The organism is Streptomyces sp. NBC_00996 (genome assembly GCF_045162675.1).
In the GTDB taxonomy this organism is placed as follows: domain Bacteria; phylum Actinomycetota; class Actinomycetes; order Streptomycetales; family Streptomycetaceae; genus Streptomyces.
In genome coordinates, this window is sequence record NZ_CP108723.1 from 8,218,505 (window position 1) to 8,235,971 (window position 17,467).

Consider the following 17,467-nt stretch of genomic DNA (forward strand, 5'->3'; position numbering starts at 1 on the left):
TGTCATGCAGGTCAGTCCTCAACCTTCGCGGACCATCTGGAGTCTTTCGGCCCCGCTCAGGCTGCGCCAGCCGGTCCAAGACATCGCAAGCTCGGAAGCCGACCGTCACACGGTCGAGCTGACTCACCTCTATGGACATACACGCTTGCCGAGCAGCAGTTGGCCATCCCCGATGGCCGGTTAGGAGTTCGAGTCAAGGTGCTTCCCGACCTGATCACCCCGCTACCGGTCATCCTGAGTGAGAACGCGGGCCGGTTCCCGGACAAGATCGCTTTCGAGGACGACCGGTACGCGGTCACCTACAGGGAACTCGACGCACGGACGAGGAGACTGGCCGGTCACCTGGTCGGCCTCGGTGTCCGGCGCGGCGACCGGGTGGCTCTGTGTCTCGGCAACTCGGTGGCGATGGTGGAGAGCTACCTCGCCGTGGTACGGGCCGGCGGCATCGGCGTACCGATCAACCCGCAGGTCGCCCCGGCGGAAATCGAATACCTCCTGGCCGACAGTGGAGCGGCGTTCGCCCTCACCGGCGCTACACACGCAGAAACTTTCCTTCAGTCAATTCCCCGTGCAACCCGCGGGGTGTCCGTCGTCGTGGCCGGCGCCCTCGGCGCCGGTGCCGGGCACATGCTGCCCCCGGGCACCGTACCGTTCGAGGAACTCGTCGCCACCGAGCCCGTCAACGATGCCCCGGACGACCTCGGCCTTGACGAGGTGGCCTGGATGTTCTACACGTCGGGTACCACCGGCCGCCCCAAGGGCGTCCTTTCCACCCAGCGCAACTGCCTCTACTCTGTTGCCTCCTGTTACATTCCCGTGCCCGGCCTCTCCGAGCATGACCGCGTGCTGTGGCCACTGCCGCTCTTCCACAGCCTGTCGCACATTGCCTGCGTCCTGTCCGTCACCGTCTCCGGCGCCACGGCCCGGATCATGGACGGCAGTTCGTCCGACGACATTCTGACTGCCCTGCGCGAGGACCGGTCCACCTTCCTGGCCGGCGTCCCCACCACCTACCACCACCTGGTCGGCAGGGCCCGCCGCAGCGGCCTCTCTCTGCCCGATCTCAGGGTCGGCCTCGTCGGCGGTGCCGTCACCGGCCCTGGACTGCGCCGCTCCTTCGAGGAGACCTTCGGCATCCCCCTCGTCGACGCCTACGGCAGCACCGAGACCTGCGGGGCCATCACCATCAACCCGCCCGACGGCCACGTGGTCGAGGGCTCCTGTGGCCTTCCCGTGCCCGGTGTCGGAGTCCGGATCGTCGACCCCCGCACCGGGCAGGACGTGCCCGCCGGGCACGAGGGCGAGGTCTGGGTCAGCGGGCCGAACGTCATGGTGGGCTACCACAACAACCCACAGGCCACCGCCGAGGCCCTACAGAACGGCTGGTTCCACACCGGCGACCTGGCCCGGCGCGACGAAGCCGGCTACTTCACCATCTGCGGCCGTCTCAAGGACGTCATCATCCGCGGCGGTGAGAACATCCACCCCGACGAGATCGAGGCCGCCTTGCGCGTGGCCGAGGGCGTGGCCGACGTCGCAGTCGCGGGCATTCCCCACGACACCCTCGGCGAGGTCCCCGTCGCCTGGGTGGTCCCTGGTCCGGCCGGCGTCGACCTCGCCCGGCTGCTCGACCACTGCCGCACCCAACTCTCCCCGTACAAGTTCCCCGAGCGCATATACGAGGCCCGGACCATCCCCAGGACCGCCTCGGGGAAGGTCGTTCGGCGCCTCCTCGCTGACTTGCCGGCCCGGCTGCGATACGCCGCCGACGGTCACCACGAGGGACTGATGCTGAGGGACTGGAGCAGGGTGGCAGTCTCCCCTGACGCGCCGGAAGAGCTGCGCTGGGCAGTAGTTGGTCGGACTGCCGTCACCGACGGCCTGGTCGCCGCTCTTCGGAAGGCCGGCGTCGCCGACGTACGGCAATACGCTGACCTTTCCACGTCACGCACCACCCCTGACGCGGCCACCGACGTGACGGTCCTCGCAGAGGCAGACGCGGACACATTGACGCCGACCTGCGCTGGAGGGGGCAAGGAGACCGGGTCCCGGCTCGTCGTCCTCACCCGGGGCGCGATGGGCGTCACCGACCGGGACGAGACGCCGGATGGCGCCGAAGTTGCGCTGTGGGCAGCCGCACGGGCTGCACAGGCCGATGGGGGTGACGGCGCGCCGCTGACAATCGTCGACGTCGAAGCCTGCACCCCGGAGTCCGAGTACGCTGCGGCGCTGATCGCCGCCGTCTCCTCGGGCCTGCCCCAGCTCGCCGTACGGGACGGGGAACTGATGCGGCCCAGGCTCGTGCGCCTCCCCGTCGCCGACAGGCCGGATCTTGCCACGCCGGATTTTGACGGCGTCGTGGTCGTTACAGGTGCCGACACGAAGACTGGCTCGGTCCTCGCCCGCCACCTGGTCACCGAGCACGGAACACGACACCTCGTGCTCGTCCAGGCAACGGATACCTACGACGAGTGGAGCCAGGACGAGCCACTGCCGGAGGGGGTGGATGTCGTCCGCGTCGTGGCCGACGGCTCGGATTCGCTGGAGTTGTATGAGGCGCTGACCAGGATCGGTCCAGTGACCGCGGTTGTCCACACCGCTGATGATCCCGAACTCGCCCGAACGCTGCATGGCTTCACCGCCGACGACGACCTCGCCGCGTTCGTCGTGGTGACCGACGCTGCCGCACTGGTGGGCGCGCAGTCCGACGGCCTCGCCTCGTCGGTGGTCACCGCCGCCCTCACCGAGGCCGTGGTCCGCAACCGCCGACGGCACGGATTGCCCGGCTCGCTGCTGGCCCTCGGCCGGCCGGACGAGGGCCCCGCCGCCTTCGACGCGCTGATCGAGACCGGATCCCCGGCCCTGCTGGCGCTTTGGCCGAGCACCATCAACCCCGGCGACCGAGTGCAGACGCTACTCGACACTCTGATGGAACAGGAGACCCGCGCCACCGCCCAGGCCGACGAGACGATCACCGCCGCCCTACGCGCGCGCCTGGCCGACCTGGACGAGCGGGCCCAGCTTGCCCTGCTCGGCGAGATGATCCGCAAGGAGACTGCCGCCGTCCGCACCGACGCGAGCACCGAACCAACCCCGGCGGGCCGGTCCTTCCGCGACCTCGGCCTCGGCTCCCTCGCCGTCGTCGAGCTGCGCAACCGGCTGACCGAACGGACCGGGCTGCGTCTGCCCACAACCGTGACCTTCGACCACCCGACTCCCGAGGCCCTTGCCGCACACCTTCGGGCCAGGATCCTGGGTCTGCACGACACGGCCAGGGAGGCGACGGCTGACAAGGATCGGACCGGGGCCGCCGACCCCGCGGAGCCGATTGCAATCGTGGGTATGGCGTGCCGTCTTCCAGGCGGTGTGGCGAGCCCCCAGGACCTGTGGCGGCTGGTCAGCGAGGGCCGGGACGGTGTGTCCGGCTTCCCGGAGGACCGAGGCTGGGATCTGGACGGCCTGTTCGATGTTGACCCGGAGAAGACCGGCACGTCGTATGTCGATCAGGGCGGCTTCCTGCACGAGGCGGGCCTGTTCGACGCCGGGTTCTTCGGGATCTCACCGCGTGAGGCACTTGCCATGGATCCGCAGCAACGGCTGCTGCTGGAGACCTCGTGGGAGGCGCTGGAGCGGGCCGGGATCGACCCATGGACGCTGAAAGGTCGTGACGTCGGGATCTTTTCAGGCCTGATGGGACGAGGGTACGGGCTGTCGGGTGCGGCTCCGGCGGAACTCGAGGGCTTCGGCGAGACGGGCACGGCGTCGAGCGTGGCATCCGGGCGCGTGTCGTACGTGTTCGGTTTCGAGGGCCCCGCGATCACCGTGGACACGGCCTGCTCATCCTCCCTCGTGGCCATGCACCTGGCGGCCCAGTCGCTGCGCCAGGGCGAGTGCTCCGTGGCGCTGGCAGGCGGCGCGACGGTGATGGCGGACCCCTCCACGTTCGTGGAGTTCTCGCGGCAACGTGCACTGTCCTCGGACGGCCGGTGCAAGTCGTACGCGGATGCCGCGGACGGTACTGGCTGGGCCGAGGGCGCCGGTGTCGTGGTCCTGGAGCGGCTGTCGGAGGCGCGGCGCGACGGGCACCGGATCCTTGCGGTGATCCGCGGCAGCGCGATCAATCAGGACGGCGCGTCGAATGGTCTGACGGCGCCGAATGGTCTTTCGCAGCAGCGGGTGATCCGTAAGGCGTTGGCGTCGGCTGGTCTCTCGGCGGCTGAGGTTGACGTAGTGGAAGGGCACGGTACGGGCACGGTACTCGGCGATCCCATCGAGGCGCAGGCCCTGCTGGCGACGTACGGCCGTGACCGGGAACCCGGGCACCCGTTGTGGCTGGGTTCCCTGAAGTCGAACATCGGTCACACGCAGGCGGCGGCGGGTGTGGCTGGTGTGATCAAGATGGTGGAGGCGATACAGCACGGCGTGATGCCGGCGACGCTGCATTTCAATGCTCCATCGTCGCAGGTGGACTGGACGGCGGGCGCCGTCCAGGTGCTGACCGAGTCCCGGGAGTGGCCCGACACCGGCCGGCCCCGCCGCGCTGGTGTGTCGTCCTTCGGTCTCAGTGGGACGAATGCGCACCTGATCCTGGAGCAGGCCCCGGAGACGGAGCCCGTCAATGCGGAGCCCGTCGAATCTGCGCTGACGGTAGACGTCGTTGATGGTGTGGTGCCGTTGGTCCTGTCCGCCGCCTCGGCGGCATCCCTGGTGGGGCAGGCGGAGCGGTTGGCGTCCTTTGTGGAGTCGAGTGAGGTGCCACTGCCGGATGCGGCGCGTGCGTTGGTTGCTCAGCGTGCGGTGTTGTCCGAGCGTGCGGTGGTCGTGGCCGGCTCCGGGGAGGAGGCGTTGGCGGGGCTTGGTGCGCTGGCGCGGGGTGAGTCTCATCCCGGTGTGGTCACTGGCAGCGTGTCGGCGCTGGGCGGGGCCGGGAAGGTCGTGTTCGTCTTTCCGGGGCAGGGTTCGCAGTGGGCCGGCATGGGGCGTGAACTCCTGGGCTCCTCGCCGGTGTTCGTGGAGCGGATCGCTGAGTGCGCGGCGGCGTTGGAGCCTTGGGTGGACTGGTCGCTGGTGGATGTGCTGCGGGGGGATGCTCCGGCCGATCTCCTGGAGCGGGTGGATGTGGTGCAGCCGGCGAGTTTTGCGGTGATGGTGGGTCTGGCTGCGGTGTGGGCGTCGGTGGGTGTGGTGCCGGATGCGGTGGTGGGTCATTCGCAGGGTGAGATCGCCGCGGCATGTGTGTCGGGTGCGTTGTCGCTGGAGGACGCTGCCCAGGTGGTGGCGGTACGTAGTCAGGTGATTGCGGGCAGTCTGGCGGGCCGGGGTGGTATGGCGTCGGTGGCGCTGTCCGAGGCTGAAGTGCCCGGGCGTATCGAGCGGTGGGTCGGCCGTGTGGAGGTGGCGGCGGTCAACAGTCCCACGTCGGTGGTGATCGCCGGTGATGCCGAAGCCCTCGACGAGGCGCTGGAGGTTTTTGAGGCGGATGGTGTGAGGGTGCGCCGGGTCGCGGTGGATTACGCCTCCCACACCCGGCATGTTGAGGCGATCGAGGAGATCCTGGGTGAGGCCTTCGCCGACATCCGTGCTCAGGCCCCGCTGGTTCCTTTCTACTCGACGGTCATTGGTGAGTGGGTAAAGGAGGCGGATGTCCTGGGCGGCGGGTACTGGTACCGGAATCTGCGTAGCCAGGTCCGTTTCGGTCCCGCCATCGCCGGCCTGCTGGCCGGCGGCCACACCGTCTTCGTGGAGTCCAGCGCTCACCCGGTTCTGGTCCAGCCGGTCAGCGAGATCGTCGACCAGGCCGACACGGAGGCTGTGGTCGGTGGTTCGCTGCGCCGTGAGGAGGGCGGCCCGCGTCGGCTGCTGACGTCGATGGCCGAACTGTTCGTCCGGGGCGTCCCCGTCGACTGGGCGGGTGTCCTCCCGGCCAGTGCCGCCGCCACCCAGGTCGATCTGCCGACGTATGCCTTCGATCATCAGCATTACTGGCTGCGCCCTACTCGTGCTGTCGATGCCGTTGCGCTTGGTCAGGCGGGTGCTGATCATCCGCTGATCGGGGCGATCGTTGGCCGGCCGGACTCCGGTGGTTTCATGACCACCTCGCGGTGGTCGGTGGACGCGCATCCCTGGCTGGGTGATCACGTCGTCGGTGACGTGGTCGTCGTGCCGAGTGCGGCGTTGGTCGAGCTGGCCATCCGGTTCGGTGACGAGGTGGGCAGTCCGGTGGTCGAGGAGTTGACCGTGGACCGGCCCGTGCTGTTGCCGCTGCGCGGCGGCAGAGCTGTACAGATGACCGTCGGGGAGGCCGATGAGCAGGGGCGGCGGCCGGTCGAGGTGTATTCCCGCCCGGACAACGCCAGCCTGGACGCGATATGGACCCACCATGCCAGGGGCACGCTCGTGCCTGGGCCGGTGACCCCGTCCACTTCCGGTGGCGCGTGGCCTACCGGCAGCCCCGCAGCCGATGTGGCCCTCGACAAGGCAGTCGGCGACGCCGACCGCTACGGCCTGCACCCGGCGCTGCTCGACGCGGCGATCTGCACGGCCCTCCCCGCAGGCATGATCGCGACCCGGTGGAGCGGGGTGGCCTTGCTGGCCTCTGGTGCGGCAGCAGTAGGGGTGCGCGCAGCCCGTGACACCACGGGGGTGACCCGTCTTGAGCTGGTGGACGCCGCCGCGGCGCCGGTGCTGACCGCTGATGTCGTTGTCGCCGAGCGGTTTTCGCCCGAACAGGCAGAGACCGAGGACGCGTCGGCCCCTGGCGCTCTGTTCCAGATCGATTGGGTCGAGTTCCCTCTTTCCCCCGGTGAGATGACTGAGGACGCCGGCATTACGGCGGTCGTCGTTGATGCCGAAGGCGTTGCTGCCCTCGCGGCGGATGGTCCAGCGGTACCGGGCCTTGTGGTGTACGAGCCCGGGCATGCGCCCGCCGATCCGCGTGAGGCTGTCGCCGCCGCGTTGGCCGTTGTCCAGGCTTGGCTGGCAGCACCGGCCCTGGCGCACACCCGCCTCGTTGTGATCGTCCCCGACACCGAGGACGATCTCACCGCAGCGGCCGTGTCGGGCCTGCTGCGTTCGGCACAGTCGGAGCACCCGGACCGCATCGTCCTTGTCGAGAGCGACCATGCCGAGGACAGCGGCAGTGCGGCGGCCTCGGAGCACTCGGCGGCCGTGCAGGCCGTGGAGGCCGTGCGGCTCGCGGTGGCCACGGGCGAGCCCCGTGTCCGTGTGCGCGGTGGCGTGGCCTTCGTCCCCCGGCTGAAGCGGGCGCCGCTTGGCGAAGGTCCCCGGCGCGAGCTCGACCCCGACGGCACCGTTCTTGTCACTGGCGGCACCGGGACGCTCGGCAGTCTGATCGCGCGGCACTTGGTGACCGAACACGGTGTACGGCATGTGCTGCTGGCCAGCCGGAGCGGACCGGATGCCGAAGGGGCGGCGGCGCTGTACGAGGAACTGACCAGCCTCGGCGCGAGCGTCACCGTCGCCGCGTGCGACACCGCCGACCGGGACGCTGTCGTGGCGCTCCTGGCCGCCGTACCGGATGCCCACCCTCTCACCGCGGTCGTTCACACCGCCGGAGTCCTCGACGACGGCGTGGTCACCGCTCTGACTCCGGAGCGTTTCGATACCGTCCTGCGGCCGAAACTTGACGCCGCGCTGCATCTGCACGAACTGACCCGGGACATCGATCTTGCGGCGTTCGTCCTCTTCTCCTCCGCCGCCGGAGTCCTCGGCAACCCCGGCCAGGGCAACTACGCCGCCGCCAATGCCTCCCTGGACGCCCTCGCTCTCCACCGCCGCCGCTCCGGCCTGCCCGGCGTCTCCCTCGCATGGGGCTACTGGAACGACGTCAGCGGCATGACCCGACACCTCGGTGCCACAGACCTGCACCGCACCCGGCGCCTCGGCATGGTCGGGCTCTCCGCCTCCGAGGGCATGGCGCTCCTCGACACGGCCCTGCGGGCGGGCGACGAGACCCCTGCCGCGCTCGTGGCCACCCGGTTCGACTTGCCCGCACTGAGGGCATCCGCCCGCGCCGGAACTCCCGTGGCCCCGCTGCTGCGCGGCCTCGCGCCTGATCCTCGGCCGGCGGCCGCGTCCTGGCACACGGCCGTAACCGACTCCCTGCGTCAGCGGCTCGACCGCCTGGGCAAGCGGGAGTGCACAGAGGCACTGGTGGACCTCGTCCGCCGGAACGCCGCCCAGGTGCTTGGCCACTCCGGCGCTGACGCCATCCGCGCCGACCGTGCCTTCAAGGACGCCGGCTTCGACTCGCTGACCGCCGTCGAGCTGCGCAACCGGCTTGCGGCCGCGACCGCTCTCAGCCTCCCTTCCACCATCGTCTTCGACTACCCGAAGCCGACGCTGCTCGCCGACCACCTGCGTGCACGGCTCTTCGGTGACGACGAACAGTGGGGCGACGGCCAGGAGCGGAGCGCTGAGGAGCACACCACGGCCACCGTGGCTGCCCTCTCCGACGATCCAATCGCCATCGTCGCGATGGCCTGCCGCTTCCCCGGCGGTGTGGAGAGCCCTGAAGACCTGTGGAGGCTGGTTGCCGAAGGCGTCGACGCCATCGGAGAGTTCCCCGACGACCGGGGCTGGGACATCGACCGGCACTACGACGCCGACCCTGACAGCGTCGGCAAGACCTACGTACGGCACGGCGCGTTCCTCGACGACGCGACCGGCTTCGACGCTGCCTTCTTCGGGATCTCACCGAACGAGGCGCTCGCGATGGACCCCCAGCAGCGGCTGCTCCTGGAAACCTCCTGGGAGGCGTTCGAACGCGCCGCGATCGACCCGAGCGGGCTCGCCGGGCAGGACATCGGTGTCTTCGTCGGCGTCAACAGCCACGACTACACCGTACGGACGCACCACGCGTCCGGCATCGAAGGCCTCCGCCTGACCGGCAATTCCGGCAGCGTCATCTCAGGCCGGATCGCCTACCAGCTCGGCTTCGAGGGCCCGGCCATCACGATCGACACTGCCTGCTCGTCCTCGCTCGTCGCCCTCCACATGGCGGCCCGCGCACTTCAGCAGGGAGAGTGCTCCATGGCCCTCGCCGGCGGCGTGATGGTCATGGGCAACCTGGAGACCTTCGTCGAGTTCTCCCGGCAGCGCGGCCTCTCCCAGGACGGCCGCTGCAAGGCCTTCGCCGACGCGGCGGACGGAACCGGCTGGTCCGAGGGCGTCGGCGTGCTCCTCGTAGAACGGCTCTCCGACGCACGCCGCCGCGGCCACCAGGTCCTCGCGATGGTCCGAGGCACCGCGGTCAACCAGGACGGTGCGTCCAACGGACTTACGGCGCCGAACGGACTCTCACAACAGCGGGTGATCCGCAAGGCGCTCGCCGACGCCGGTCTGTCGACATCGGATGTGGACGCGGTCGAGGGCCACGGCACGGGAACGGTCCTCGGTGACCCGATCGAGGCGCAGGCACTGCTCGCTACCTACGGGCAGGGCCGCCCCGCCGACCGCCCGTTGTGGCTCGGCTCGGTCAAGTCCAACATCGGGCACACGCAAGCTGCGGCCGGTATGGCAGGCGTCATCAAAATGGTGATGGCGATGCGGCACGGCGTCTTGCCCCGCACGCTGCACGTGGACCGGCCCTCAACCCACGTGGACTGGTCCACGGGCGCGGTGGAACTGCTCGCAGAGACTCGCCAGTGGCCCGAGACCGGGCACCCGCGGCGCGCTGGCATCTCGTCCTTCGGCATCGGTGGCACCAACGCGCACATCGTGATCCAGCAGGCGCCGGTGGAGGACGCTGAGGCCTCCGACTGGGCGGCGACGAACGAACTGGTACCTGGCAGCGGATCGGCAACCGCCTCCGACCAGGTGCATGCTGCCGATGCGGCACCCGCCACAGATCTCGTATCGTCAGGTTCCGCTCTTCTGCCCGTGCCCGTGTCGGCCCGGACAGCGGCGGCTCTGTGCGCCCAGGCCGGGCGCCTTGCTCGCTTCGTCGAGGCACGCCCTGAGCTGGCCCTTACCGACACCGCGCACGCGCTGGCCACCACTCGTGCCCAGCTCGACCACCGGGCGGTCCTGCTGGCCACCGACCGGCAGCAGCTTGCCGATGCGCTGCGCGCGCTCGGCAACGGCACGCCTACTGCTGGCACCGTCACCGGCAGCCCCTCTGAGGGCAAGCTGGCGTTCCTCTTCACTGGGCAGGGCAGCCAGTGGGCCGGCATGGGCCGCGAACTCGCTGAGCGACACACGCTTTTCCGGAACGCTTTCACCGCCGCGTGCGAGGCTGTTGAACGACACTTGGATGGTCATCTGGAGCGTCCGCTGCGCGAGGTGGTGTTCGCCGAGCCCGGCACGGCGGAGGCCGCACTGCTCGACCGTACCCTGTACACGCAGGCAGGTCTCTTCGCCCTGGAGACCGCTCTGTTCCGGCTCTTCGCCTCCTGGGGTGTACGTCCGGACCTGGTCGCCGGACACTCAGTCGGCGAGATCTCTGCCGCCTATGCCGCCGGAGTCCTTGACCTGGCGGAGGCAGGCGAACTGGTCGCCGTCCGCGCCCGGTTGATGCAGGCCCTGCCCGAGGGCGGCGCAATGGTCGCCGTACAGGCGACCGAGGCCGAGGTGGAACCACTGCTGGAGGGGGTCACGGGCGAGATTGCGATCGCCGCAGTTAACGGACCCGGCGCCATCGTGCTCTCCGGTGCCGAGGACACCGTCCTCGACGTGGCCGCGCGACTGGCCGAACAGGGCCGGAAGACCAAACGCCTGAAGGTCAGTCATGCCTTCCACTCGCCACTGATGGCCCCCATGCTCGACGAGTTCCGAGCTGTCATTGCCCGGCTGCGTCCCCGCCCAGCCGCCATCCCCGTCATCTCCACGCTCACCGGTGCCCCTGCGAAGGACGGCCAGTTCGCCACCCCGGAGTACTGGGCCGACCAAGTGCGCCATGCCGTGCGGTTCGCCGACGCAGTCACCGCGCTGCGCGACCAGGGCGCCAAAACCCTCCTGGAGGTCGGACCCGGCGGCGGCCTGACCGCCCTCGCCCTCGACACTCTCGGCACGGACCACCGGGGCTGCTTCGCCACCCTGAGCGAGGACGGCTCAGAGGAGACCGCCGTCCTCACCGCACTCGCCGAACTGCATGTCCGCGGCACGGACATCGACTGGTCTGCTCTCCTCGGCACCCCGGCCACGGCGATCGGTACCGAGCTGCCCACGTACGCCTTCCAGCACCAGCGGTACTGGGTCGAGTCCGAAACCACCGTCACCGACGCCGAGGCGCTCGGCGCCCGCCCCACCGGGCACCCGCTTCTCGGCACGGCAGTCGAGGTCCCCGACGACGACCACGTCAGCCCGGTCAGCGACGGCGGCACCCGTGTGGTGCTCACCGGGCGGCTCGACCGGCGTGCCCTCGGTCGGCTCCTCGATCCCGGCACCGATACCGTTCCGGCCGCCGTACTCCTCGACCTGCTTGTCCACGCCGGAACCGAGGCGGGAAGCGGCGCCGTCGAGCGGATCATCGTCGACACCCCGCTGACCGTGCCCGAACACGGCCACCTCCAGCTCCGTGTCCACGTCGATGTCCCCGGCCGGGACGGGCTGCGCCCGGTCGTCGTCCACAGCAGGCGGGCCGGCGACGAGGACAGCACCTGGACGCGCCACGCCCGCGCACTGCTCCGGCCCGGCCTGCCCACGCCATCCTTCGACTTGCGCACCTGGCCGGCCACCGGAGCCGACGCCCCGGCGGACCTCCTCGACATCCGCGGGGTACGAGGCATACACGGCCTGGCGGAACAAGACGGCCAGCTCTTCGCCGACGTCTCCCTGCCTCCGGAACTCGTCGATGAGGCCGCGGGGTTCACCCTCCATCCCGCACTCCTCGACACCGTCCTTCGCCTCCTGGCCGGCCGCACCGGTGACAGTGAGCGCGATCTCACCATCTGCGCCGACCTGGCCGTGTACGCCGAGGGCGCCACCGCCCTGCGGCTGCGGGCCACGCCTGTGGAGGGCGGACGCCACCTCGTGGAGCTCGCCGACCACACGGGTGAACCAGTCGCCGCGCTCGGACCACTGACCCTGGGCCACATGGACATCACCGCTATCGCCGCCGCCGTCGACACCCCCGCTCTTCGCGAGGCACGGGCGACGGAGGACGGTCCGTTCGTCCGACGGGTTGTGGGACGTCCGGCCGCCGAGAGCGGATCGCTGGCCCACCGGCTCACCGCGCTTGGAGCCACCGAACAGCAGCGCGTCCTGCTGGACCTTGTGAAGGAGAGCGCGGCCGTCGTTCTCGGCCACACCAGCGCTGAAGCCCTCGACGAAAAGCAGCTTTTCAAGGACCTCGGCTTCGATTCCCTCAGCGCCGTCAAACTCCGCAACCGGTTGCACGACTTCACCGGCATGAGCCTCCCCAGCAGCCTTGCCTTCGACTACCCGACCCCTTCCGCCCTCGCCTGGCACCTGCGCACCGAACTGCTCGGTGAGGAAGCCGCGAACTTGTCGGCTGGAGTCGTCCAAGCCGGACCTGCCGTGCCCGCGGACCCCGACGAGCCGATCGCCATCATCGCCATGAGCACCCGCCTGCCCGGCGGCGTCAACACCCCCGAGGACTTGTGGCGACTGGTTGCCGAGGAGCGCGACGCGCTCTCCGGCTTCCCGCAGGACCGGAACTGGGACGTCGACAAGCTCTACCACCCCGACCCCACCCACCCTGGCACCACCTACACCCGCGTCGGTGGATTCCTGCACGACGCCGCCCAATTCGACGCCGGACTCTTCGGGATCTCGCCGCGCGAGGCCCTCGCGATGGATCCGCAGCAGCGGCTGCTCCTGGAGACCTCATGGGAGGCCCTGGAGCGGGCCGGAATCGACCCCCTCTCCGCCCGGGGCCATGACATCGGTGTTTTCACCGGCATCGTCCACCACGACTACGTCACCCGGCTGCGGCAGATCCCCGAGGACGTCCGGGGCTACGTGATGACCGGCACCTCGTCGAGCGTGGCGTCGGGACGCGTGTCGTACGTGTTCGGCTTCGAAGGGCCGGCGGTGACCATCGACACGGCTTGCTCGTCCTCCCTCGTGGCGATGCACCTGGCGGCCCAGGCGCTACGGCGCGGAGAGTGCTCGCTCGCCCTCGCAGGCGGTGCGACCGTTATGTCCAGCCCGGACGCCTTCGTGGAGTTCACCCGACAGCGCGGTCTCTCCGCCGACGGCCGGTGCAAGGCGTACTCCTCGACCGCCGACGGCACCGGCTGGGCCGAGGGCGTGGGCGTAATCGTCCTGGAGCGCCTGTCGGAGGCCCGCCGCAACGGCCACCGGATCCTGGCCGTACTGCGCGGCAGCGCCGTCAACCAAGACGGCGCCTCGAACGGCCTGACCGCTCCCAACGGACCCTCCCAGCAGCGCGTCATCCGGCGCGCTCTGTCCGACGCGGGCCTATCGACGAAGGACATCGACATCGTCGAGGGCCACGGCACCGGCACATCCCTGGGCGACCCGATCGAGGTCCAGGCACTGCTTGCCACCTACGGACAGGACCGGCCCGCCGACCGTCCGCTGTGGCTCGGCTCGCTGAAGTCCAACATCGGCCACACCCAGGCAGCGGCGGGTGTCTCCGGCGTCATCAAGATGGTCGAGGCGCTGCGACACGGAGTCATGCCGCCGACGCTCCATGTGGAGGAGCCGACACCGCAGGTGGACTGGACGGCCGGCGCGGTCGAACTGCTCAGAGAGGCGCGAGAATGGCCGGACACGGGCCGGCCGCGCCGAGCCGCCGTCTCCTCCTTCGGCGCGAGCGGCACCAACGCCCACGTGATCCTGGAGGAGTCACCCGAAGAGCCCGTCGAGGCGCCGGCGGCAGAGAGCGGCGTGGAGCTGCCCGCTGCGCCCGTTGTGGTGCCGCTGGTGGTGTCGGCGCGGAGTGCTGGTTCGCTGGTGGGGCAGGCGGAGCGGCTGGTGTCGTTCGTCGGGGAGAACGCGGGCACACTGCCGCACGTGGCGGGTGCGTTGGTCGCTCAGCGTGCGGTGTTGTCCGAGCGTGCGGTGATCGTGGCCGACTCCGGGGAGGAGGCGTTGGCGGGGCTTGGTGCGCTGGCGCGGGGTGAGTCTCATCCCGGTCTGGTCACTGGCAGCGCGGTGGGTGCAGGGCGGACGGTTCTGGTGTTCCCGGGGCAGGGTTCGCAGTGGGTGGGGATGGGGCGTGAGCTCCTGGACTCGTCGCCGGTGTTCGCGGAGCGGGTGGGGGAGTGTGCGGCGGCGTTGGAGCCTTGGGTGGACTGGTCGCTCGTGGATGTGCTGCGGGGGGATGCTCCGGCCGAACTCCTGGAGCGCGTGGATGTGCTGCAGCCGGCGAGTTTTGCGGTGATGGTGGGTCTGGCTGCGGTGTGGGCGTCGGTGGGTGTGGTGCCGGATGCGGTGGTCGGTCATTCGCAGGGTGAGATCGCCGCGGCATGTGTGTCGGGTGCGTTGTCGCTGGAGGACGCTGCCCAGGTGGTGGCGGTACGTAGTCAGGTGATTGCGGGCAGTCTGGCGGGCCGGGGTGGTATGGCGTCGGTGGCGCTGCCTGAGTCTGAAGTGCCCGGGCGTATCGAGCGGTGGGTCGGCCGTGTGGAGGTGGCGGCGGTCAACAGTCCCACGTCGGTGGTGATCGCCGGTGATGCCGAGGCTCTCGACGAGGCGCTGGAGGTTCTTGCGGCGGATGGTGTGCGGGTGCGTCGGGTGGCGGTGGATTACGCCTCCCACACCCGGCATGTGGAGGCGATCGAGGAGGTCCTGGTTGAGGCGTTCGCCGACATCCGTGCTCAGGCGCCGCTGGTTCCTTTCTATTCGACGGTGACGGGCGAGTGGGTGCGGGAGGCGGGTGTCCTCGACGGTGGTTACTGGTACCGCAATCTGCGTGGCCAGGTCCGTTTCGGTCCCGCAATCGCCGACCTTCTGGCCGGCGGTCATACGGTGTTCGTGGAGGCCAGTGCCCATCCGGTTCTGGTGCAGCCGGTCAATGAGATCGTGGACCAGGCGGATGACACGGTCCGGCTGCGTGCTGTCGTCGGCGGCACGCTGCGCCGTGACGAGGGCGGTCTGCACCGGCTGTTCACCTCGATGGCCGAGCTTTTTGTCCGGGGTGTGCCTGTGGACTGGGCGGCAATGCTGCCGGCCGGTGCCGGTGCCTCGCAGGTCGAGCTCCCGACGTATGCCTTCGATCGACGTCACTACTGGTTGCAGGAGGCCGATGACGCCGACGGCAGCGGCGCCTCGGGCGAGGACACCGACGCGGACTTCTGGAGCGCCGTCGAGCAGACCGACGCGGAATCGCTCGCCGGACTGCTCGCCTCGGACTCCGCCAGTCTGCGAGACGCCCTGCGCACTGTCGTGCCGGTGCTGGCGGACTGGCGCGGCAGGCGCCAGCAGCGGTTCAGCGCTGAACGCCTCCGCTACGCCATCACCTGGCGGCCCCTGGACCGGGAGGTGTCGGGAGTACCCGCGGGCCGCTGGCTCGCCGTACTGCCGCCGGGATGCCCGACCGAAGGCGCGACCGGTTTCCCGGCTGACTCCACGGCCGGCTCCCAGGTGGCCGAGCTCCTCGCGGCGCTCGGTGCCCAGGGACTCGACATCGTGCCCCTGGAGATCGCTCCCTCTACCTTCACCCGCACAGGGCTCACCGAGCAGTTGAGCCGCATCCGAGCCGAGTACGAGCCGGCAGGAGTTCTCTCCCTGCTCGCCCTCGACGGCACGCAGGACGCCACTGTCACCGCCGCCAGGACCCTCGCGCTGATTCAGGCCCTCGGAGACGCGGGCGTCGACGGGTCACTGTGGTGTCTGACCCGGGGCGTGGTGAACACCGGTATCCAGGACACCGTTACCGATCCTGGCGAGGCCGCGCTCTGGGGCCTGGGCCGCGCCGTGGCCCTTGAACACCCCGACCGGTGGGGCGGCCTGGTCGACCTACCGGCAACCGCCGACGCCCGCACCGCGCAGTATCTCGTGGGCGCGCTGAACGGCGCAGCGGGGGACGACCAGCTCGCCGTACGCCGCTCCGGCGTCTACAGCAGGCGGCTCACCCGCAAGCCCGCACCCGAGGCGCCCGCCGACGGAGGCTGGCAGCCTCATGGCACAGTCCTTGTGACTGGCGGCGCCGAGGCCCTCGGCGCACATGCCTCGCTCTGGCTCGCCCGGTCCGGCGCGCGCCGTCTCATCATCACGACCACGGCTCAGACGCCCGCCGACGCCGTCACCAAGTTGCTGGACAAGCTCGCGGCCACCGGGGTGGAGACGACAGTCGTCTCCTGCGCCGACGCCGACCGTGAAACGCTCGCCCGACTCATCGCCGAGACCCCGGAGGAGCAGCCGCTCACCGCCGTCGTGCACGCCGGCGACACCGCCTGGACCAGCAACATCGCCGACACCGGCCTCGCCGACCTCACCGAGGTCTTCGCGGCCAAGGTCGACACCGCTATATGGCTCGACGAACTGTTCACCGACACCGACACCGACACCGACACCGACGCTGGCGGGGCCCCGCTCGACGCCTTCGTGGTCTTCTCCTCGATCGCCGGAATCTGGGGCGGTGGTGGCCAGGGCGTGTCTGGCGCGGCCAACGCAGTCCTGGATGCCCTGGTCGAACGGCGCCGCGGCCGAGGCCTCGCGGCCACCTCGATCGCCTGGGGAGCCCTCGACGAAATCGGCCCTGCCATGGACGAGGCGACCCTCGCGCAGCTGCGCCGCCGCGGTGTTCTGCCGATGACCCAACAGATCGCGATGACCGCGTTCGAACAGGCCGTGGAAGCGCGGGAGAAAGCCGTGACGGTCGTCGACATGGACTGGGAGGCGTTTGTCCCGGCGTTCACCTCTGTACGGGTCAGCCCGCTCTTCGCTGACCTTCCCGAGGCCGCCGCCGCCCTGCGCGCCTCCCAGCCCGATGCCGAGAACATCAGCATCACCTCATCCCTGGTGGACTCCCTCCGCAACGTCCCCGAGGCGGAACAGAACCGTCTCTTGCTCCGGCTGGTGTGCGGACAGGCCTCGACCGTCCTCGGACACAGCAGCACGGACAGCATCGGCCCGCTCCAGTCCTTCCAGGAGGTCGGTTTCGACTCGCTCGCCGCGGTCAACCTCCGCAACAGCCTGCACGTGGCCACCGGTCTACGACTGCCCGCGACACTCATCTTCGACTATCCGACCCCGGACGCCCTCGTCGCTTTCCTGCGCTCTGAACTGCTGACGGAGACGGGCGACGACGACCTGGACACGCGGGAGGACGATCTGAGGCGCGTACTCGCGCAGGTCCCGCTCGCCCGGTTCCGGGAGGCCGGCCTTCTCGACATGCTGCTCAGCCTCATTGGTCCCGAGGTCGGCTCCGCCCCCGGGGTGACGACTCCCGAGCCAGACCCGGTCATGCCCGCCGCTGAGGACGACGCCGACCTGATCGACGTGATGGACGTCGCCGACCTCGTAAAGCGCGCCCTGGGAAACGACACCAACTGATCACCTGACCTAAACCGTG

The 17,467-nt window shown here is 70.0% G+C and carries 1 protein-coding gene; it reads left to right on the top strand.

Translation table 11 applies throughout. The features are described from left to right. The first annotated feature begins 198 nt into the window (after positions 1-198). Complete coding sequence (locus OG390_RS38425) at positions 199-17,448, top strand: type I polyketide synthase (protein ID WP_406174367.1); 17,250 nt, start codon at positions 199-201, stop codon at positions 17,446-17,448. The last annotated feature ends 19 nt before the right edge of the window (positions 17,449-17,467 follow it).